Genomic DNA, 19,339 nt, shown 5'->3' on the forward strand with positions numbered 1-19,339 from the left:
TGTGTATAAGAGACAGGCGATATGGCTCGCGATCGCCCAGCCGTCGTCGGCGAGGAACGTGTAGAACGCGTCCATCACGACGAGGTAGAGGTAGCGGATCTGCCTCACGGCGTACCCCGGCGCTGCTCTGCTCTCTCTTCCCGCAAGCGGCGAGAGGCGAAGTCTGCGGGCTGGCTCAAATCGATAATCATCCGCTTAGCTTCTGATATTATTGGCCTAAAAGCCAGATCGCGCCGCGATGGCGCAGCCGCAAACACAATGTTATCTACCCCTAATGGCATCCTTCCTGAGTTCTTTCATCCTGCCGGTGGCTGTCGGCGCCGTGGCGCTAGTGCTGCTGCTCGGTCTCGTCAACATGATGCGCGGCGGCTCGCCGAACACCTCGCAGAGGCTGATGCGGCTGCGCGTACTGTTTCAGTTCGTGGCGATCGTCATCGCCATGCTCGCGGTCTGGGCGATGGGCCGCTAGAGCATGATCCGGAAAAGTGTGCAGCGGTTTTCCGATAAGATCATGCTCAAACATTGAGAGCCGGCGGCTGGAGAGGCAAACATGGTCATTCTCAACCGTATCTACACCCGTACCGGTGACGACGGCACGACCGCGCTCGGCTCCGGCGAGCGCCGTCCGAAGTATGATCTGCGGATCGAGGCCTATGGCACCGTCGACGAGACCAATGCCGCGATCGGCGTTGTGCGATTGCACGTCAAGGACTGGCCGGAGCTCGAAGCGATGCTCGGCCGGATCCAGAACGACCTGTTCGATCTCGGCGCCGATCTCGCGGTGCCCGAGCGTGAAGGCAAAGCCGAACGGTTGCGGGTGGTGGCAAGTCAGGTCGAGCGGCTCGAGCGCGACATCGACGCGCTGAACGACAAGCTCGCCCCGCTCACCTCCTTCGTGCTGCCGGGCGGAACCCCGGCGGCCGCCCATCTCCATGTCGCGCGCACGATATGCCGCAGGGCGGAACGCGTGATGGTGGAACTCGCTGCAAACCCGGACGAGCCGGTCGGAGCGGCTGGCATCCAATATATGAACCGGCTGTCGGATTTCCTGTTTGTCGCGAGCCGCGCGGCCAATCATAATGGCGCCGGCGACGTGCTCTGGGTGCCGGGCCAGAACCGCTAAGCAAACCGCCAAGATTGGCTCGCAAAGCCAACTTTTGGGCCTCCGCGCGCGTTGACCGGACTGGGCCGGGCCATTAGGTTCCGCGCCAGTTGATAACCCCCCTCAAGAATTCAAGTGAAAGAGGATCGATGAAGGTCTTAGTGCCGGTAAAGCGGGTGGTCGATTACAACGTCAAGGTCCGCGTCAAGGGCGATGGGTCGGGCGTTGAACTCGCCAACGTCAAGATGTCGATGAACCCATTCGACGAAATCGCGGTCGAGGAAGCGCTGCGCCTGAAGGAAGGCGGCAAGGCCACCGAGGTCGTGGTGGTGTCCATTGGACCGGCGCAGGCGTCGGAGACGATCCGCACCGGTCTTGCCATGGGCGCCGACCGCGGCATCCTGGTGAAGGCGGACGGCAATGTGGAGCCGTTGGCGGTCGCCAAGATCCTGAAGAAGGTCGCCGAGGAAGAGCAGCCGGGCTTGATCATTCTGGGCAAGCAGGCGATCGACGACGACAGCAACCAGACCGGCCAGATGCTGGCCGCTCTGCTTGGCTGGTCGCAGGCGACGTTTGCCTCCAAGCTCGAGGTCGAAGGCAGCGACTTCAAGGTCACCCGCGAGGTCGATGGCGGCCTGCAGACGGTGAAGCTGAAGGGACCGGCGATCGTCACCACCGATCTCCGTCTCAACGAGCCGCGTTATGCCTCGCTGCCCAACATCATGAAGGCGAAGAAGAAGCCGATCGCGGAGAAGACCGTCGCCGATTACGGCGTCGATGTCACCGCGCGCCTTGAAGTTCTCAAGACGACGGAGCCACCGGGCCGCAAGGCCGGCGTCAAGGTCAAGGACGTCGCCGAGCTGGTGTCGAAACTCAAGAACGAAGCCGGGGTGCTCTGATGACGACGCTTCTGATTGCTGAACACGACAATGCGTCGCTGAAGGACGCTACCAACAAGGCCCTGACGGCGGCCGCCGCCCTCGGCGCCGACGTCGACGTGCTGGTGGCCGGCCAGAACGCCAAGGGCGCGGCGGACGCCGCCGCGAAGCTCGCAGGCGTGAAGAAGGTGCTGCTCGCCGACGGCGAGGCTTACGCGCACGATCTCGCCGAGCCGCTGGCCGCGCTGATCGTCTCGCTGGCATCCGGCTATGACGCGATCGTCGCGCCCGCGACCTCGCGCTTCAAGAACGTGATGCCGCGCGTCGCAGCGCTGCTCGACGTCATGCAGGTCTCGGAGATCATCAAGGTTGTCGCGCCCGACACCTTCGAGCGTCCGATCTATGCCGGCAACGCCATCCAGACGGTGAAGTCGAAGGACGCCAAGAAGGTCATCACGGTGCGCACCTCGACCTTCGCCGCCGCACCGGCCGGTGGCAGCGCGAGCGTCGAGAGCATCGCGGCGGCGGCCGATCCGGCCCTGTCGTCCTTCGTCGGCGAGGAAGTCGCCAAGAGCGACCGTCCCGAGCTGACCTCGGCGAAAATCATCGTGTCCGGTGGCCGCGCCATGCAAAGCCGGGAAAACTTCGCAAAATACATCGAGCCGCTCGCCGACAAGCTGGGCGCCGGTGTCGGTGCCTCGCGCGCGGCGGTCGACGCGGGCTATGCGCCGAACGACTGGCAGGTCGGCCAGACCGGCAAGGTCGTGGCCCCCGAGCTCTACGTCGCCGTCGGCATTTCCGGCGCGATCCAGCATCTCGCCGGCATGAAGGACTCCAAGGTGATCGTCGCGATCAACAAGGACGAGGACGCGCCGATCTTCCAGGTCGCCGACTACGGCCTGGTTGCCGACCTCTATCAGGCGGTTCCTGAGCTCACGGCCGAACTCGGCAAGCTCGGCAAGTAAAACACCGTAAAAACACCGGCCGGATGTCCCAACTCCGGCCGGTGTTTCATTTCTGAGGCGGTTTCTTTCGCGGGGGCACGCGGAAGGGCGCGATCCAATCTAGGTTTCGAGCCCGGGTTCTGATTAAATCGGACCCTCGGCTCACGGGGGATAGGCAGGGCGCGGCATCCGCGCCGTTCCGGTGGATGACATTATGGCAGAGATCAAGAAGGTCGGCGTGATCGGCGCGGGGCAGATGGGCAATGGCATTGCCCATGTCGCGGCGCTGGCCGGTTTCGACGTGGTGCTCAACGACATCTCAGCCGACCGTTTGAAGTCGGGTATGGCCACCATCAACGGCAATCTGTCGCGCCAGGTCTCCAAGAAGGCCGTCAGCGAGGACGACAAGGCCAAGGCGCTGTCGCGCATCACCCTCGCCGAGAAGCTCGATGACCTCGCCGACTGCGACCTCGTGATCGAGACCGCGGTCGAGAAGGAGGAGGTCAAGCGCAAGATTTTCCACGAGCTTTGCGCCGTTCTGAAGCCCGAAGCGATCGTCGCCTCCGACACCTCCTCGATCTCGATCACCCGCCTGGCCGCGGCCACCGACCGCCCCGAGCGCTTCATCGGCATTCATTTCATGAATCCGGTGCCTTTGATGGAGCTGGTCGAACTGATCCGCGGCATCGCCACCGATGATTCCACCTTCGAGGCCTCCAAGGCATTCGTCGCCAAGCTCGGCAAGCAGGTCGCGGTCTCCGAGGATTTCCCGGCCTTCATCGTCAACCGCATTCTGCTGCCGATGATCAACGAGGCGATCTACACGCTCTATGAAGGTGTCGGAAACGTCGAGGCGATCGACGCGGCGATGAAGCTGGGCGCGCATCATCCGATGGGCCCGCTGGAGCTGGCCGATTTCATCGGCCTCGATACCTGCCTCTCAATCATGCAGGTGCTGCATGAGGGGCTGGCCGACTCAAAATACCGCCCGTGCCCGCTGCTGGTGAAATACGTCGAAGCCGGCTGGCTCGGCCGCAAGACGCAGCGCGGCTTCTACGACTACCGCGGCGCCAAGCCGGTCCCGACGCGGTAAGCCGGTCCATTCAACAGGTCCGCTTCGCGCTTGACGGCCCCGCTCACCTCTCGTTAACCCCTCGCGCCTAGGCTGCCGCCGTACGAGGGTCTACGTATGGACATGATCGCCATGGTCAGCAGCATGCTGACCGCTCAGCAAGGCGCGTTGCAGTCGAACATCGCGGCGACCGTGACGAAGCAGAACATGGATGCGGAGAAATCCGCCGTCCTGACCCTGCTCGGCGCCGGCCAGCCCTCGCTCGCCAATGTCGGCGCCGGCATCGGCAGCAATCTCAACGTCACAGCTTAAAGCGACGCGGCGACCGGCTTCATTGCCGCCTGGATCAGCCTCAGCGCGTCGTCGCTGGACCATTCTGCGGGGCCGGCGATCGTGGCGATCTCGCAGCCTTGCGGGTCGACCAGCACCGAGGTCGGCATGCCCAGTGCCCGGCCTATGGCTTTAAGATCCTGAAAGGTCTTGGCTTTCTGGTCACTGAAGTAGCCGAGGCGGGTGATGCCGGCCTCTTTCAGGAAGTTTTTGGGCTTCTCGGGGTCGCGGGTGTCGATATTGATTGCCACCACCTGGAAATTCTCGCCGCCAAGCGTGACCTGGAGCCCTTCCAGCGCCGGCATCTCCTTGCGGCAGGGCACGCACCAGGTCGCCCAGAGGTTCACCAGCACCGTCTTGCCGCGGAAATCGGACAGCTTTTTCGGCTTGCCCTCGGCGTCCTCGAAGGCGAGGTCCGGCAGCTTCAACGGCGCGGTCGCCATGGTCAGCGCGGCCACCTCGCCGTGGGCGAGCGGCGCGATCCTATTGGCGGTCTGGACCGCGGCGCGGCAGACCGGATCGCCCGCCGGCCCCCGCTTCAGGCCCAACCCGTACAGCGCGGCAAAGCCGACCAGGCCCCCGACCGCCACAGTGGCGATCACGAGGGGGATCCGGCGCGTGGCAGAGCGCGCTTTCCGCTGGTCGAGCATATCGTTGGGGTCGAGCATATCGTTTGTCATCCGGTCGCAGATATGGCTATCAGGGGCCTCTTAATACGGCTGGCAGCAGTCAGCAAACGTGCGGCACGGCCGCAGCAAGCGAGAAGCAAGGCGTGAGCAGGGGATCATGAGCAACAAGATGTGGGGCGGCCGGTTCTCGGAACGTCCCGATGAGATCATGGAGGAAATCAACGTCTCCATCGACGTCGATCGTCACCTCTTCGCCCAGGACATTGCCGCGTCCAAGGCCCATGCCGCGATGCTCGCTACGCAGGGCATCATCACGGCCTCTGATGCGAAAAATATCGGCAAGGGTCTAGACACGATTTTGTCAGAGATCGGCAAGGGAGGCTTCGAGTTCAAGCGCGCGCTCGAGGACATCCATATGAATGTCGAGAGCCGTCTGTCCGAGCTGATCGGCCCCGCCGCCGGCCGCCTGCACACCGCGCGCTCGCGCAACGACCAGGTCGCGACCGACTTCCGCCTGTTCGTCCGCGACATCATCGACGAGACGGATGCCGCACTCGCCGCGTTCCAAGAGGCGCTGGTGGAACGCGCGATGGAACATGCCGGGACCGTGATGCCTGGCTTCACGCATTTGCAGACCGCGCAGCCCGTCACCTTCGGCCACCACCTGCTCGCCTATGTCGAGATGGCCGCGCGCGATCGCGGCCGCTTCCAGGATGCCCGCAAGCGGTTGAATGAATCTCCGCTGGGTGCCGCAGCGCTCGCCGGTACCTCGTTCCCGATCGACCGCCACGCCACTGCAAAAGCGCTTGCCTTCGACCGGCCGATGGCGAATTCGCTCGATGCGGTCTCCGACCGCGACTTCGTGCTGGAGACGCTGTCGGCGGCCTCGATCTGCGCCGTGCACATGTCGCGCTTTGCGGAAGAAATCGTGATCTGGACCTCGCCGCTCGTGGGCCTCATCCGCCTCAGCGACAAGTTCACCACCGGCTCGTCGATCATGCCGCAGAAGCGCAATCCTGACGCCGCCGAGCTCGTGCGCGCCAAGACGGGGCGCGTCATCGGTGCGCTCAATGGCCTCCTGATCGTGATGAAGGGCCTGCCGCTCGCCTATCAAAAGGACATGCAGGAGGACAAGCAGGGCGCGATGGAAGGCTTTGCCGCGCTGTCGCTCGCGATCCGCGCCATGACCGGCATGGTCCGCGACCTCGTGCCGGATGAAGCGAAGATGAAGGCGGCCGCGGGCGAAGGCTATGCCACCGCGACTGATCTTGCCGACTGGCTGGTGCGGACGCTGAAGATGCCGTTCCGCGAGGCCCATCACGTCACCGGCCGGATCGTGGCAAAGGCCGCGAGCGACGGCGTCGCGCTCCACGAGCTCCCGCTCAAGGAGATGCAGGCGATCGAGCCAAAAATCACCAAGGATGTGCTCGGCGTGCTCTCGGTCGAATCGTCGGTGAAGAGCCGCACCAGCTTTGGCGGCACGGCGCCGAAGAACGTGACGGCGCAGGCCAAGGCCTGGGCGAAGCGCTTGGAAAAAGAGCGAAAATCTGGCTGAGAGCAAAATTTCGCTTGTTTTTCATGGTCATCCGGCTCTCGCCAGAGCGAGCCAATCTCTGTATGGTGCGGCCCGCGTAGTGGGGATCTCGTCGTGACGTCAAAGTTTCGCCCGACCGGCTCGGGGTGGGTCATCATTGTCTTGAGCCTGAGCGCGTTGGCGCTGGCCGGCTGCGGCCGCAAGGGTCCGCTGGACCTGCCGCCGACCGCGTCCAGTGCGTCCACGGCGAATGTCGCCCCGGCGCCCACCGATACTGAGACCGAGGCCCAGAAGACGCCGAGCGTGTTCAATCCCACCTACGGCGCGGATGCCGCGCCCGCCGCTGCCAAGGGCAAGAAGAAATCGTTTGTCCTCGATCCGCTGCTGGACGAAAAGCCCGGCAGATGAGCCGGGATGACTGAGCGAACGCCATGAACCATTTCGACTACCGCAACGGCGTCCTGCACGCCGAAGCGGTGAACCTTTCCGATCTCGCCGCGAGCGTCGGCACGCCCTTCTATTGCTACTCGACCGCGACGCTCGAGCGGCACTATCGCGTCTTCGCCGATGCCTTCGCCGGCGAGAAGGTGCTGGTCTGCTACGCCATGAAGGCGAACTCCAACCAGTCGGTGCTGCGCACGCTGGCCAAGCTGGGGGCGGGTGCCGACGTGGTCTCGGGCGGCGAGTTGAAGCGTGCGCTTGCTGCCGGCATCCCCCCAAGCAAGATCCTGTTCTCCGGCGTCGGCAAGACCGAGACCGAGCTGCGCGCCGCGCTTGCCGCCGACATCCTCTGCATCAATGTCGAATCCGAGCCTGAGCTCGAGCTGTTGTCTCGCCTTGCCAGCGAGATGGGCAGGACCGCGCGCATCTCCGTGCGCGTCAATCCGGATGTCGATGCCGGCACGCACGCAAAAATCTCCACCGGCAAGTCCGAGAACAAGTTCGGCATCCCGATCGTCCACGCCCGACAGGTGTATGCACGGGCAGCGAAGCTGCCCGGCATCGAGGTGACCGGCACCGACGTGCATATCGGCAGCCAGATCACCGATCTGTCCAAGATGGAGATCGCGTTCCGCATCCTCGCCGAATTCGTTCAGACGCTGCGCGCCGATGGCCACAACATCTCGCATGTCGATTTCGGCGGTGGCCTCGGCATTCCCTATTACATGGACCGCGAGGCGCCGCCCGCGCCCGACGCCTATGCCGCGATGGTCAGGCGCATCACGCACAATCTCGGCTGCACGCTGATGTTCGAGCCGGGCCGCATGATCGTCGGCAATGCCGGCATCCTGGTCACCAAGGTGATCTACGTGAAGCACGGCGACGGCAAGAATTTCGTCATCATCGACGCCGCGATGAACGACCTGATCCGTCCGACGCTCTATGAGGCCCATCACGACATCCTGCCGGTTGCGCAGCCCGCCGCCGGCGCGCCGACGATTCTGGCCGACGTCGTGGGGCCCGTCTGCGAGACCGGCGATTACCTCGCGCTCGATCGCACGCTGCCGACACCGAAGCCGGGCGATCTCCTCGCCATCATGACCTCAGGCGCCTACGGCGCCGTGCAGGCCGGCACCTACAACACGCGGCCGCTGGTGCCGGAGGTGCTGGTCAAGGGCGACCAATATGCGGTGGTGCGTCCCCGCATCGATGTCGAGCAGCTCATCGCCATGGACACGCCCGCGCCGTGGCTGTGAGGCTCTCGTAGCGAAAACCCTCAAAACACCCCCATGCAAAGTAGCCTGGGGGTTTCCAGTCTTACGCACGGTCACAGTGCGGAACCATTTGGCGCGTCGGGCAAATCTGCGGCGATTGCGCGATCGCCGCGAAGGCTATGTCTTCCCGCCGACCACCACCCCGGCCCTCTTCTCGATCGGCTTGATCGCCGCGGTGAAATCCGAACCCGCGCCTTCCTCGCTGATGACGGTCTCCCAGAGACGCCCGACCGCGTCCGCGACCTCCATCGACAGGCCGAGCTGCTTCATCTCCTCGAGCGCCAGGCGCACGTCCTTCACCATCAGCCCGGTGGCGAAGCCGAAGTCGAAGCTGCGCGGCAGCACCGAGCGCGGAAACTTGTCGCGGCTTGCGGTGTTCATGCCCGAGCCCGCATTGATGACGTCGATCATCACGGCGGGATCGAGCCCGGCCTTCACGCCCATCACCACCGCTTCCGATGTCGCCACGATCGCGGTCGCCGAAAGGAAATTGTTGGCGAGCTTCATGGTCTGAGCCGCGCCCGGCTTCTCGCCGATGAAAAACACCTTTCCGATCACGCCGAGCGCGGCCTTGATGGTCTCGAAGTCGCTCCTGGGACCTGAGACCATCACAGCCAGCGTGCCTTTCTCGGCACCGGCGACGCCGCCCGAAACGGGGCTGTCGATCTGCACGATGTTGCGCGTCGCCAGCAGGCCGTGAATCCTGACCGCCATCTGCGAGCCGACGGTCGACAGATCGACGAAGCGTTTGACGCGCTTGCCGTCGATCACGCCGTTGGCACCGGTTGCGACGTCGAGCGAAGCCTGCAGCGACGGCAGGCTCGCCAGCACGGTCTCGACCCGGTCGGCAACGTCCTTCGGCGACGTTGCCGCCATTGCGCCGCGCGCCACCAGCGTGTCGAGGACCTCTTTCCGCGTATCGAACGCAACGAGCCGATGCCCCGCCTCGATCAGCCGCCGCGCCATCGGAAAGCCCATGTTTCCGAGGCCGATGAATCCGATGTCCATGGTGTTTCCTTGTGTTTGTTGTTCTAAGTGCGGAGCGCCAAGTATTCAGTGTCGTCCCCGCGAAAGCGGGGACCCATAACCCCAGGGAGGAGTCGTGGTGCGAAGTGCTAACTCCGAGTCCCCGCAACCACATCTTCCTGTGTTGATGGGTCCCGGGCTCGCGCGGAGCCTGTCATCGGGCCGCGCGTTGCGCGGACCCGGTGGCGCGCCCCGGGACGACGAGTGAGGGACCTCACGCCTTGCCATCGATCTCCGCAAACACCTCGCGCGCGATGCGAAAACTGTCGACCGCGGCCGGCATGCCGCCGTAGATTGCGACCTGCATCAGGATCTCGCGGATTTCGTCGCGGGTGACGCCATTGGTCAGCGCGCCCTTCAGGTGCGCGCGGAACTCGTGCTGGCGGTTGAGGATCGCGATCATGGCGATGTTGAGCATGCTGCGGGTCTTGCGCGGCAGCTCCTCACGGCCCCACACCGTGCCCCAGCAATATTCGTTGAGCATCTCCTGGAACGGCCGGTTGAAGTCGTCGACGTTCTTCAGGGCATTGTTGACATAGGCCTCGCCCAGCACTGCTTTGCGAACTTCCAGCCCTTTGTCGTGCATCTTCTTGTCCATGGCGTTCCTTTTATCTTGCCTGACGGATGGTGGCCGAACCTACGGTGCCGAACACAACCAGTCACTCCTTCGTGTTATGCACCGCTCGGGTGCGGGGTCCCGTAGAGGAACGGGTGCCTCACTGCTGCCGTTGTGGTAGGGTGTTGTTCCGGGCAACCTGGAGAGCTGATTGAACGGCGTCACCCCCGACCCATCAGACCCGATCCGCGATGGCAACGCTTTATCGCGGCTGAAGCTGGCGCAGGCCCTCAAGCGGGCCACATATGCGATCGCCTGGGAGCGCGCCTGGCCGCATCTGGCGCGGTTCTTGACCGTTGTCGGACTGTTTCTGGTGGTATCCTGGGCTGGCCTCTGGCTGGCGCTGCCCTTCATCGCCCGCGCGATCGGACTTGGCCTGTTTGCCGTCGCGGCGCTCGCCGCCCTGTTCCCGTTGATTCGCTTCCGCTGGCCAAGTCGCGAGCAGGGGCTGAGCCGGCTGGACAACGGCTCCGGCATCCGCCACCGCCCGGCGACGACGCTCACCGACACCTTGAGCACGCAGGATCCGGTCTCGCAGGCGCTGTGGCAGGCGCAGCGCGAGCGCACGCTGGCCTCGCTCAAGCGCATCCGCGCCGGATTGCCGCATCCGCGGCTCGCCATCCACGACCCCTGGGCGTTGCGCGCGCTGGTCGTGGTGATGCTGGTTGCGACCTTCTTCGCCGCCGGCGACGAGCGCGCCATGCGTATGGGCGCCGCGTTCGACTGGAACGGCGTGCTGGCGCCGACGAATATCCGCGTCGACGCCTGGGTCACCCCGCCGGTCTACACCTCCAAGCCGCCGATCATCCTGTCGGCCGCCAACAAGGAGGCCGCGGCGCTTCCCGCGAGCGGTCCGCTCGCCGTTCCGGCCGGCTCGACGCTGATCGTGCGCTCCTCCGGCGGCAGCCTCGATGTCGTGGTCTCCGGCGGCCTCAAGGAAGTTGCGCCGAACGAACAGGCTCCGAAGGGCACCAACGAGAAGCATTTTGCCATCGCGAGCGACGGCACGGCGCATGTCCGCGCGCCCTCCGGCCAGCCGCAATGGAAGTTCGCGGCGACGCCCGACCGGCCGCCGACGATTTCGCTGGCCAAGGATCCCGAACGTCAGGCCAGAGGCGCGCTGCAGCTCTCCTACAAGATCGAGGATGATTACGGCGTCACCGGCGCCGAGGCGCAATTCGCCGTGCGTCCGTCCGAGGCGCAGAAGCCCGACGAGCAGAAGGCCGCGCCCCGGCCGCTGTTCCAGCCGCCGCAATTCGCACTCGTGCTGCCGAACGCGCGCACCCGCAACGGCCTCGGCCAGACCGTCAAGGACCTCAGCGAGGATCCCTATGCCGGCGCCGACGTCACGCTGACATTGACCGCCAAGGACGAGGCGGGCAATGAGGCGAAGAGCGACCCCTTCAACATGCGCCTGCCCGAGCGTCTCTTCACCAAGCCGCTGGCGCGCGCGCTGATCGAGCAGCGCCGCATCCTGGCGCTCGATGCCAACAAGAACTCCGACGTGTATGTCGCGCTCGATGCGCTGATGATTGCGCCGGAATTGTTCACGCCCGAAACCGGGCAATATCTCGGGCTCTACACCGTCGCGAGGCAGCTCGAGGCTGCCCGCACCGACGACTCGCTGCGCGAGGTCGTTGCGAGCCTCTGGGCGCTCGCGGTGACGATCGAGGACGGCAACATCACCGATGTCGACAAGGCGCTGCGGGCGGCGCAGGACGCGCTCAAGCAGGCGCTGGAGCGCGGCGCGAGCGACGAGGAGATCAAGAAGCTCACCCAGGATCTGCGTCAGGCGCTGGACAATTTCATGCGCCAGCTCGCCGAGCAGTTCCGCAACAATCCGCAGCAGCTCGCCCGTCCGCTTGATCCCAACACGAAGATCATGCGCCAGCAGGATCTCAAAAACATGATCGACCGCATGGAGCGCCTGTCGCGTTCCGGCGACAAGGATGCGGCCAAGCAGTTGCTCGACCAGCTCCAGCAGATGCTGGAGGGCTTGCAGATGGCGCAGCCGGGCCAGAGCGGCGAGAGCGACATGGAGCAGGCGCTCAACGAGCTCGGCGACATGATCCGCAAGCAGCAGCAATTGCGCGACAAGACCTTCAAGCAGGGCCAGGATTCCCGGCGCGACCGCATGCGCGGCAAGCAGGGTCAGCAGGGCGATCAGTCGATGTCCGACCTGCAGCAGGACCAGCAGGCGCTGCGCGACCGCTTGAAGAAGCTCCAGGATGAGCTTCAGAAGCGCGGCCTCGCGCAGAACGGCCAAAAGGGTCAGAAGGGCCAGAAAGGCCAAAAGGGTCAGCAAGGCGAGCAGGGACAACCGGGCCAGCAGGGCCAGGGCGGCGATGAGGATGCCGACCAGGGCGATGATGACGGCGGTCTCGATGCTGCCGACAACGCCATGGGCGATGCCGGCTCCAAGCTTGGCGAAGGCAATGCCGATGGTGCCGTGGACTCGCAAGGCAAGGCGCTCGATGCGATGCGCAAGGGTGCGCAGAAGATGGCCGAGGCCATGCAGCAGGGCGACGGCGATGGCCAGGGCGATGGCCCCGGCAATCGCGCCGGCCGCCAGCAGAGCGGTGGTAACCAGACCGACCCGCTCGGCCGGCCCTTGCACGGCCGCGAGTTCAGCGACGACTACACGGTGAAGATCCCCGGCGAGATCGACGTCCAGCGCGCCCGCCGCATCCTCGAAGAGCTCCGCCGCCGCCTGGGCGACCCCTCGCGCCCGCAGATCGAGCTCGACTATCTCGAGCGGCTGCTGAAGGATTTTTGATCTCAGCCCGCATTCTAGGTGTCATCGCCCGCCTTGTGCGCAATTGCGCACTGGGGCGGGCGATCCAGTACGCTGCGGCAGAGCGAGGGACGTCAGGCGTCTCTGGAATACTGGATGCCCCGCCTTCGCGGGGCATGACGGCGGAATGTGGGTGTCGCGCCCTTACCCCTTCTTCGCCGCGAGCGCGTCGGCGACTGCGGTGCGAATATCCGCCACCGAAAATGGCTTCGTCACCACGTCGTGCACCAGCGCATCCAGGTTCGACGCGCGCTCGCGCTGATCGGCGAAACCCGTCATCAGCAAGATCGTCAGGTCCGGAAAATCGCGCGCGGCCGAGAGTGCGAGCGCGATGCCGTCCATCACGGGCATCTGGATGTCGGTGAGCAGAAGGTCGAACGCGCCGTCCTCGCGCGTCAGGATCTCCAGCGCTTCGGCGCCGTCCTGTGCGGTGACGGTCTGGTGGCCGTCCATGGCGATGGCACGCGCCACCAGCGTGCGCATGGACTCCTCGTCATCGGCGATCAGCACCTTTGGCATCGGGCCAAACCTTTGCGGAAACGGGCAGCGCCGGTTACGCGCTGCCGCCGGCGATGTCACGCCGGTTGAAGAAACGAATATCGATATTGCGGCCTTCAGGTGGCGGCGAGGCGAGGCGCGACTTGAAGAGGGCGCGCTCGCCGGGATGCAGCACGGTCTGCTCCAGCACCGCGTTCCAGGCGTAGATCTCGGCGCCTTGCGCGTCGCGCACGGCGAAGCGCAGGCGGGGAATGTCGACCGCCTTACGGGTCTCGCCGACGATCGCGCCCTCGATCACCAGCACCTGCTTGCCGTCCACGGTCTCCGAAGTCACCTTGACGTCCCTGAAGGCGAGGCCGCGCAGGTTCACCTCGATGCCGATCATCTTGTAGAACGCCGCGGTCTGCGGCAGCAGCCGGACCATGTCGGCGCGCCAGACCAAAAGCGCTACGGCCAGCGCGCCCATGGCAGCGCAGGTCGGCAGGCCGAAAGAGGATCTTCGCGGCTGCCGGCTCACCGGACGAGCGACCCGGGCCCGGCGACGGAACAACCCGCGGAACCAGGACTGATGCGGCTCTCCGGCCAATTCGTCGTCGGAGGCCTCGGCCTCCGACCAGTCGTCGTCCTTGGTCTCCTCGGTAGGCCAGTCACTGGCGATCGAAGGGCTGTCGACCACCGGCGTGTCGGCGGCCTCCTCGCGGGCGTCGGTGTTCCACTGCTCCGCGAGATCGGACCGGTCCTCGGGGTGGCTCGCCGCGGCCATGGCCGCCACCTGCACTTCCTCGACGGCGTCCTCGGGCCGTGCCACCCAGGTCTCCTTGCAGCGGGAGCAGCGCACGGTGCGCCCATTCGCCCCAAGGCTTGCGAGCTTGATGGCGTAGGATGTCGTACAATGGGGGCATACGATGTGCATGGACCAGCCTCGGCGATGGCCCAGCCGTAGCGGAACCGGGCTCTTTCAATGCTACAAGGCGACTGTTAACGAATCGGAAACCATAACGGCCGCACAAGGCTTTCATCGCATGCGGCAGAGTTTGGCGGCGTGCGCCGCGCCCCACCTCGAACGGAGCTGAGCCTTGGTTCGGTTCGAAAATGTCGGATTGCGTTACGGTCTGGGGCCGGAGATTCTGCGCGACCTGAGCTTCCAGATCCCGGCGCACTCCTTCCAGTTCCTCACCGGGCCCTCCGGCGCCGGCAAGACCTCGCTGCTGCGCCTCTTGTTCCTGTCGCTGCGGCCGACCCGCGGCCTCGTCAACCTGTTCGGCCACGACATCTCGCTGCTCGGCAAAGACGAGATCGCCGACTTGCGCAAGCGCATCGGCATCGTGCTGCAGGATTTTCGCCTGCTCGACCACATGACGACCTATGAGAACGTCGCGCTGCCGTTCCGCGTGATGGGCCGCAGCGAATCCAGCTACCGCAAGGAGGTCATCGATCTGCTCCGCTGGGTCGGTCTCGGCGAGCGCATGGACGCGCTGCCGCCGATCCTGTCGGGCGGCGAGAAGCAGCGCGCGGCGATCGCGCGCGCGGTGATCTCGCGGCCGCAGCTCCTGCTCGCGGACGAGCCGACCGGCAGCGTCGATCCGACGCTTGGTCGGCGCCTGCTGCGGCTCTTCATCGAATTGAACAAGTCCGGTACCGCCGTCATCATCGCGACCCACGATATCGGGTTGATGGACCAGTACGAGGCGCGCCGGCTCGTGCTGCACCAGGGACGGTTGCACGTCTATGAATAGGACCGACGAGCGCGGCGTCTTCGTCGACCTCGGACAGGAGCGTCCGCAGGTCCCGCCGAAAGCGCGCAACATGTCGCCGATCGTGCCGCGCGCCTCGATCCATGGCCGCGCGCTGGTTGCGGTCGTCGCGATCATGACCTTCCTTGCCTCGATGACCACGGGCATGGTGCTCTTGGTGAGCGCGTCGGCGGCCGAATGGCAGTCAAATGTCGCGAGCGAAATCACCATCCAGGTCCGCCCCCAGGCCGGGCGCGACATCGAGCGTGACACCACTGCCGTGACGGAAGCGATGCGCGCGCAGGCTGGCATCGTCGAGGTCAAGCCGTTCAGCAAGGACGAATCCGGCAAGCTGCTCGAGCCCTGGCTCGGCACCGGCCTATCGATGGACGACCTTCCGGTGCCGCGCATGATCATCGCCCGCGTGCAGCCGGGCACAACGCTCGATCTCGCCGCCTTGCGCAGCCGCGTGGCGCAGATCGCTCCAAGCGCGAGCGTCGACGATCACCGCGCCTGGATCGAGCGCATGCGCTCGATGACCAATGCCACCGTGCTCGCCGGCCTCGGCATCCTCGCGCTCGTCATCGTCGCGACCATCATCTCGGTGTCGTTCGCAACGCGCGGGGCGATGGCCGCCAACCGCCCGATCGTCGAGGTCCTGCATTTCGTCGGCGCCGGCGACCGCTACATCGCCAACCGCTTCCTGCGGCATTTCCTCCGCCTCGGCCTCGAAGGTGGCGTGATCGGCGGCGGCATCGCCATGCTGGTGTTCGGCTTCTCCGAGTCGATCGCCGGCTGGTTCTCCGGCACGCCGGTCGGCGACCAATTTGCCGCCCTGCTCGGCACCTTCTCATTGCGGCCGTCGGGTTACGTCGTGCTCGCGGTGCAGGCGGTCCTGATCGGCGCGATCACGGCGGTGGCGTCGCGCCAGACGCTGTTCGCGACGCTGAACGATGTCGAATAGGGCGCGGCGCGTCAAACCGGACTCCACTTCATCCAAAAACGTTCTAAAATTGCCAGGGGAAGGGACTGCCACATCATATGACCTCGCCGACCGACGATCGATCGCCGAAGTTGCCGCGCGGCTGGCTGCGCGCGACCGTCGTGTCGGCGCTCGCGATCGCCTTCGTCGGCGCCGCGGCGGGTTTCGTCGCGTTCCTGTCCCAGATGCGCGGCGCCGAGCTGGCGCCGGACCGCAAGGCGGACGGCATCGTGGTCCTGACCGGCGGATCGTCGCGGGTGTCGGATGCGATGGAGCTGCTCGCTGCGGGCTACGGCCGGAGGCTCCTGATCTCGGGCGTGCACCCGACCTCTACGGTCAGCGATATCTCGCGGACCCTGCCGGAGAGCCAAACCTACATGCGCTGCTGCGTCGATCTCGATCGCTATGCGGTCTCGACCCGCGGCAATGCCGCTGAGACGCGGCGCTGGGCGCATGAGCGTGGGTTCAAGTCGTTGATCGTGGTGACCTCGAACTATCACATGCCGCGCGCGCTGGTGGAATTCTCGCACGCGATGCCGGAGATCGCGCTGATCCCGTTTGCGGTGGTCGGCGACAAGTGGCGCGATGAGCCGTGGTGGACCTCGTCCTCGACGCTGCGGCTGCTGTTGTCGGAATATGTCAAATACATCGCCGCCGAGCTGCGCGTGCGGCTCGAGGATTTCGGGATTGACGTTTCGCCTGAAGTGTCGGAGCAGCCTCCTGGCGTGCAGCCGAAACGGCCCGCCACCGCACAGGCCAATTAGGATCGTTGATGTTCTTGCTCTTCCTGCGTTCGCTCGTTTTCAACGTGCTGTTCTACGCCGTCCTGGTGTTCTGGGCGATCATCGCGCTGCCGACCTTCCTGATGTCGCCGCGCGCGATGCTGACGGTCGCCGAATGGTGGGCGAACTCGACGCTGTTTCTGATGCGGGTGATCTGCAACATCAAGGTGGAATTCAGGGGCGTGGAGAAGATCCCGGCGGGGCCGCTGGTGATCGCGTCAAAGCACCAGTCGTTCTGGGAGACGTTCGGGCTGCTGCACTTCTTCGACCGGCCGATCTTCATCCTCAAGCGCCAGCTCATGCACATTCCGGTGTTCGGTCAGTTCCTGGGCAAGACCGGCATGATCGCGATCGATCGCAGCGCCGGCGTCAAGGCGCTCCTGGACATGACGCGGCGGGCGCGCGATGCGGTGCGCTCCGGCCGCCAGCTCGTGATCTTCCCGGAAGGCACCCGCCGCGCGCCCGGCGCGCCGCCGGACTACAAGACGGGCTTTGCCCAGATCTATTCGGCCTGCGGCGTGCCGTGCCTGCCGATCGCGCTCAACTCCGGGCTGTTCTGGCCGCGCCGCACCTTCATGCGCTATCCCGGCACGCTGGTGGTGGAATTCCTGGATCCGCTGCCGCCGGGCCTGCCGAAGGACGAGTACATCGCGCGCGTGCGCGGCGCGATCGAGGAGGCCACGGCGCGCATCGTCGAAGCCGGACGGAAGGAGCAGGAGCAGCTCATCGGCAGTGCGCCGAGCTACGTGCCTTCTCGCAGCTAGCGCTCGTCGCGCTCGTTGGTGGGAGCCGGATCATGCAGGGAATGCGCATCGTTGTGCAGGAGAGTCGCAAGCTGATGCAGCTGCGTATCGCGAAAACCTTCGGCTTCGATCGCCTTCACCGTCGCGGTGACGTAGTCGCGATTGGCGCCGGATTGGCCGTGACCCTGCAGCACGTGGCGGTGCTGCTGGGCAAGCGACAGGCGTCCCGCATATTGCACATGGCCGCGATCGACAACGTAGGCGAGCGCACTGACACGCTGCCGCGCGTCATTCTCCAGCCACACCGAGCGCATGACCTCGCGATAGACCGAGGTAACCTGCTCGCGCTCGCGCAAGTAAGCGACCACATCGGCACGGCTCTTCGCAGCGACGCGGAAGGCGATGCCGCGGCAGGCGCCGCCGCGGTCGAGCCCGAGCACGAGGCCCGGCTTCTCCGGCGTGCCGCGATGGACGAAGGAATAGACGCAGAGCGCGCGATGCTCGCCGACCAGGCGCGCGGGCACGCGTTCCTCGAATTCGAAGCCCGGGCGCCACATCAGCGAGCCATAGCCGAACACCCAGAGGTCGCCGGTGGTCGTCGTGACGGAGGGGAGGGTATTTTCGGACATGTTTGGCACCGCTACCGGACCCCGCCATCCAGGCGAAGCGAATTCTCCACCTTTTGCAGCAAGCTAACCTCGCTTACATTTGCCATCATCTGGGGTCAAAGGGTCGCCGCATGTCCGATATGACCGTTGCCGCCAGGCGGCGCCCCCGCTGGGGCCTTTTCATCGCGCCCGTCCTCCTCTTGATTCTCGCCGTCGCCTGGAGCGGCTTCTGGTTCTATGCCGCTTCCCAGGCCGAAGTGGCTGCCGACGCGTGGCGCGCCCAGGAGGCCAAGTCAGGCCGTATCTATGATTGCGCCAAGCGCTCGATCGCCGGCTTCCCGTTCCGCTTCGAGGTGCAATGTTCCGGTGCCAGCGTCTCGCTGGTCTCGCAGACCGCGAGCAAGACGCCGTTCACGGCCAAGCTCGACAACATCCTGGTCGTTGCCCAGGTCTATGATCCCAAGCTCGTGATCGCCGAATTCACCGCACCGGCGACGCTGACCGACGGCGTTACGCAGACGTCCTTCGTGGTGAACTGGAGCAAGGGCCGCAGCAGCGTGGTGGGCCTGCCGGCCGTGCCGGATCACGCCTCGATCGTGTTCGACGATCCCGCCATCAATCGCGTCGACGGCTCGGTGCAGGTACCGGTTGCCAAGGCCAGGCAGGTGGAGCTGCACGGACGTCTCGCCGAGGGATCCTCGCGCGACAATCCCATCATCGAAACCGTGCTCCAGATCGCGCAAGGCAGCATCCAGGGGGTGCATCCGCTGCTCGCCGAGCCGTTCGAAGCGGACGTGCGTTCGAAGATCACGGGGCTGAAAGATTTTGCGCCAAAGCCGTGGCCGCAGCGTTTCCGCGAGCTGCAGGCCGCCGGCGGCCATATCGAGATCGTACAGTCGCGTATTCAGCAGGGCGAGTTGATCGCGGTCGCGGCCGGCACGCTCGGCATCTCGGCCAACGGCCGCCTCGACGGTGAATTGCAGATGACGGTGACGGGCCTCGAGCGCGTGATCCCCGCACTTGGCATCGACAAAATGCTGGAAGAGGGCGTGCCGCAGGCAACCCTTGACCGCGTCGCGCCGGGCGTGAAGTCGCAGGACCTCAACAACCTCTTCGGCGCGCTCGACCGCGCCATCCCCGGCCTCGGCAAGGTCGTGAAGCAGAACGCCAATGTCGGCGTTGCCGCAGGCATCAACGCGCTCGGCACCGAAAGCATGCTGGAAGGCAAGAAGGCGCGCAGCTTCCCGCTTCGCTTCGCCGATGGCGCCGTGATGCTCGGCGCGCTGAAGGTCGCGCAGCTCCCGCCGCTGTATTGATTTCCCGTCATTGCGAGCCACCGGGTCCGCGCGTAGC

The 19,339-nt window shown here is 65.4% G+C and carries 21 protein-coding genes; 15 read left to right on the top strand and 6 right to left on the bottom strand.

From position 1 onward, the window contains the following. Positions 1–274 precede the first annotated feature (274 nt). The 6 genes from Q2941_RS25450 (at position 275) to Q2941_RS25475 (ending at position 4,308) form a co-directional block, all read left to right on the top strand. Complete coding sequence (locus tag Q2941_RS25450) at positions 275–469, top strand: twin transmembrane helix small protein (protein WP_027522142.1); 195 nt, start codon at positions 275–277, stop codon at positions 467–469. Positions 470–550: 81 nt separating this feature from the next. Then, entirely contained in the window at positions 551–1,123 is a 573-nt protein-coding gene (locus Q2941_RS25455; RefSeq protein ID WP_458194058.1) for a cob(I)yrinic acid a,c-diamide adenosyltransferase, read from the top strand. 128 nt (positions 1,124–1,251) lie between these two features. Next, positions 1,252–2,001, top strand: a complete 750-nt coding sequence (locus tag Q2941_RS25460; RefSeq protein ID WP_027522144.1) for an electron transfer flavoprotein subunit beta/FixA family protein — start codon at positions 1,252–1,254, stop codon at positions 1,999–2,001. Beyond that, complete coding sequence (locus Q2941_RS25465) at positions 2,001–2,945, top strand: electron transfer flavoprotein subunit alpha/FixB family protein (RefSeq protein ID WP_027522145.1); 945 nt, start codon at positions 2,001–2,003, stop codon at positions 2,943–2,945. Before Q2941_RS25460 ends, Q2941_RS25465 begins: the two co-directional genes overlap by 1 nt. Before the next feature lie 190 nt (positions 2,946–3,135). Further along, a complete protein-coding gene (locus Q2941_RS25470; protein WP_254113702.1) occupies positions 3,136–4,017 on the top strand; it encodes a 3-hydroxybutyryl-CoA dehydrogenase in 882 nt (293 codons plus the stop codon). Between the two features lie 96 nt (positions 4,018–4,113). Then, positions 4,114–4,308 (top strand): putative motility protein, encoded by a 195-nt coding sequence (locus tag Q2941_RS25475; protein ID WP_254110664.1) that lies wholly within the window; start codon positions 4,114–4,116, stop codon positions 4,306–4,308. Here the strand turns inward: Q2941_RS25475 and tlpA are convergent. Next, on the bottom strand, positions 4,305–4,976 hold the full coding sequence (gene tlpA, locus Q2941_RS25480) for a thiol:disulfide interchange protein TlpA (RefSeq protein WP_458194083.1): 672 nt from the start codon (positions 4,974–4,976) through the stop codon (positions 4,305–4,307). The two genes, Q2941_RS25475 and tlpA, sit on opposite strands and share 4 nt — an antisense overlap. A 136-nt stretch (positions 4,977–5,112) precedes the next feature. On the opposite strand from tlpA, the gene argH reads away from it, so the two are divergent. From argH to lysA, 3 genes are all read left to right on the top strand, one after another. After that, positions 5,113–6,510 (top strand): argininosuccinate lyase, encoded by a 1,398-nt coding sequence (gene argH / locus Q2941_RS25485; RefSeq protein ID WP_027522149.1) that lies wholly within the window; start codon positions 5,113–5,115, stop codon positions 6,508–6,510. Positions 6,511–6,603: 93 nt separating this feature from the next. After that, positions 6,604–6,897: an LPS translocon maturation chaperone LptM gene (gene lptM, locus Q2941_RS25490; protein WP_027522150.1), complete on the top strand. Its 294-nt coding sequence runs from the start codon at positions 6,604–6,606 to the stop codon at positions 6,895–6,897. 23 nt (positions 6,898–6,920) lie between these two features. Beyond that, positions 6,921–8,186, top strand: coding sequence for a diaminopimelate decarboxylase (gene lysA, locus Q2941_RS25495; RefSeq protein ID WP_027522151.1), 1,266 nt, complete (start codon positions 6,921–6,923; stop codon positions 8,184–8,186). Positions 8,187–8,321: 135 nt separating this feature from the next. On the opposite strand, the gene Q2941_RS25500 is transcribed toward lysA, so the two are convergent. After that, complete coding sequence (locus Q2941_RS25500; protein WP_254110665.1) at positions 8,322–9,212, bottom strand: NAD(P)-dependent oxidoreductase; 891 nt, start codon at positions 9,210–9,212, stop codon at positions 8,322–8,324. A 232-nt stretch (positions 9,213–9,444) separates the two neighbouring features. Next, positions 9,445–9,828 carry a carboxymuconolactone decarboxylase family protein gene (locus Q2941_RS25505; protein ID WP_008567285.1) on the bottom strand — a complete coding sequence of 128 codons (384 nt, stop codon included), beginning with the start codon at positions 9,826–9,828 and terminating at the stop codon, positions 9,445–9,447. Positions 9,829–9,997: 169 nt separating this feature from the next. Here Q2941_RS25505 and Q2941_RS25510 point away from each other — a divergent pair, with 169 nt between their 5' ends. Continuing rightward, positions 9,998–12,622, top strand: a complete 2,625-nt coding sequence (locus tag Q2941_RS25510) for a TIGR02302 family protein (protein WP_458194059.1) — start codon at positions 9,998–10,000, stop codon at positions 12,620–12,622. 162 nt (positions 12,623–12,784) lie between these two features. Here the strand turns inward: Q2941_RS25510 and Q2941_RS25515 are convergent, their stop codons facing one another. Continuing rightward, positions 12,785–13,159, bottom strand: coding sequence for a response regulator (locus Q2941_RS25515; protein WP_027522154.1), 375 nt, complete (start codon positions 13,157–13,159; stop codon positions 12,785–12,787). Positions 13,160–13,193: 34 nt separating this feature from the next. Further along, entirely contained in the window at positions 13,194–14,051 is an 858-nt protein-coding gene (locus Q2941_RS25520) for an MJ0042-type zinc finger domain-containing protein (protein ID WP_458194060.1), read from the bottom strand. A 163-nt stretch (positions 14,052–14,214) separates the two neighbouring features. On the opposite strand from Q2941_RS25520, the gene ftsE reads away from it, so the two are divergent. The 4 genes from ftsE to Q2941_RS25540 all read left to right on the top strand — a co-directional run bounded on the left by ftsE (position 14,215) and on the right by Q2941_RS25540 (position 17,399). Then, on the top strand, positions 14,215–14,874 hold the full coding sequence (ftsE, locus tag Q2941_RS25525; protein WP_027522156.1) for a cell division ATP-binding protein FtsE: 660 nt from the start codon (positions 14,215–14,217) through the stop codon (positions 14,872–14,874). Continuing rightward, positions 14,867–15,835 (top strand): cell division protein FtsX, encoded by a 969-nt coding sequence (locus Q2941_RS25530; protein ID WP_027522157.1) that lies wholly within the window; start codon positions 14,867–14,869, stop codon positions 15,833–15,835. Before ftsE ends, Q2941_RS25530 begins: the two co-directional genes overlap by 8 nt. A gap of 77 nt (positions 15,836–15,912) precedes the next feature. Continuing rightward, entirely contained in the window at positions 15,913–16,617 is a 705-nt protein-coding gene (locus Q2941_RS25535; RefSeq protein ID WP_458194061.1) for a YdcF family protein, read from the top strand. Positions 16,618–16,625: 8 nt separating this feature from the next. Continuing rightward, a complete protein-coding gene (locus tag Q2941_RS25540) occupies positions 16,626–17,399 on the top strand; it encodes a lysophospholipid acyltransferase family protein (protein WP_027522159.1) in 774 nt (257 codons plus the stop codon). Here Q2941_RS25540 and Q2941_RS25545 read toward each other — a convergent pair. Continuing rightward, positions 17,396–18,007 (bottom strand): gamma-glutamylcyclotransferase, encoded by a 612-nt coding sequence (locus tag Q2941_RS25545; RefSeq protein WP_027522160.1) that lies wholly within the window; start codon positions 18,005–18,007, stop codon positions 17,396–17,398. The two genes, Q2941_RS25540 and Q2941_RS25545, sit on opposite strands and share 4 nt — an antisense overlap. A gap of 110 nt (positions 18,008–18,117) precedes the next feature. Between Q2941_RS25545 and Q2941_RS25550 the strand changes: the two genes are divergently transcribed. Continuing rightward, positions 18,118–19,302, top strand: a complete 1,185-nt coding sequence (locus Q2941_RS25550; protein WP_458194062.1) for a DUF2125 domain-containing protein — start codon at positions 18,118–18,120, stop codon at positions 19,300–19,302. The last annotated feature ends 37 nt before the right edge of the window (positions 19,303–19,339 follow it).

Source organism: Bradyrhizobium sp. UFLA05-153, assembly GCF_054185185.1.

Coding starts and splice junctions, on each gene's coding strand:
- Q2941_RS25450 (WP_027522142.1), top strand. CDS start 275: ATGGCATCCTTCCTGAGTTCTTTCATCCTGCCGGTGGCTGTCGGCGCC.
- Q2941_RS25455 (WP_458194058.1), top strand. CDS start 551: ATGGTCATTCTCAACCGTATCTACACCCGTACCGGTGACGACGGCACG.
- Q2941_RS25460 (WP_027522144.1), top strand. CDS start 1,252: ATGAAGGTCTTAGTGCCGGTAAAGCGGGTGGTCGATTACAACGTCAAG.
- Q2941_RS25465 (WP_027522145.1), top strand. CDS start 2,001: ATGACGACGCTTCTGATTGCTGAACACGACAATGCGTCGCTGAAGGAC.
- Q2941_RS25475 (WP_254110664.1), top strand. CDS start 4,114: ATGGACATGATCGCCATGGTCAGCAGCATGCTGACCGCTCAGCAAGGC.
- tlpA (WP_458194083.1), bottom strand. CDS start 4,976: ATGCTCGACCAGCGGAAAGCGCGCTCTGCCACGCGCCGGATCCCCCTC.
- argH (WP_027522149.1), top strand. CDS start 5,113: ATGAGCAACAAGATGTGGGGCGGCCGGTTCTCGGAACGTCCCGATGAG.
- lysA (WP_027522151.1), top strand. CDS start 6,921: ATGAACCATTTCGACTACCGCAACGGCGTCCTGCACGCCGAAGCGGTG.
- Q2941_RS25500 (WP_254110665.1), bottom strand. CDS start 9,212: ATGGACATCGGATTCATCGGCCTCGGAAACATGGGCTTTCCGATGGCG.
- Q2941_RS25505 (WP_008567285.1), bottom strand. CDS start 9,828: ATGGACAAGAAGATGCACGACAAAGGGCTGGAAGTTCGCAAAGCAGTG.
- Q2941_RS25515 (WP_027522154.1), bottom strand. CDS start 13,159: ATGCCAAAGGTGCTGATCGCCGATGACGAGGAGTCCATGCGCACGCTG.
- Q2941_RS25520 (WP_458194060.1), bottom strand. CDS start 14,051: ATGCACATCGTATGCCCCCATTGTACGACATCCTACGCCATCAAGCTC.
- Q2941_RS25530 (WP_027522157.1), top strand. CDS start 14,867: ATGAATAGGACCGACGAGCGCGGCGTCTTCGTCGACCTCGGACAGGAG.
- Q2941_RS25535 (WP_458194061.1), top strand. CDS start 15,913: ATGACCTCGCCGACCGACGATCGATCGCCGAAGTTGCCGCGCGGCTGG.
- Q2941_RS25540 (WP_027522159.1), top strand. CDS start 16,626: ATGTTCTTGCTCTTCCTGCGTTCGCTCGTTTTCAACGTGCTGTTCTAC.
- Q2941_RS25545 (WP_027522160.1), bottom strand. CDS start 18,007: ATGTCCGAAAATACCCTCCCCTCCGTCACGACGACCACCGGCGACCTC.
- Q2941_RS25550 (WP_458194062.1), top strand. CDS start 18,118: ATGTCCGATATGACCGTTGCCGCCAGGCGGCGCCCCCGCTGGGGCCTT.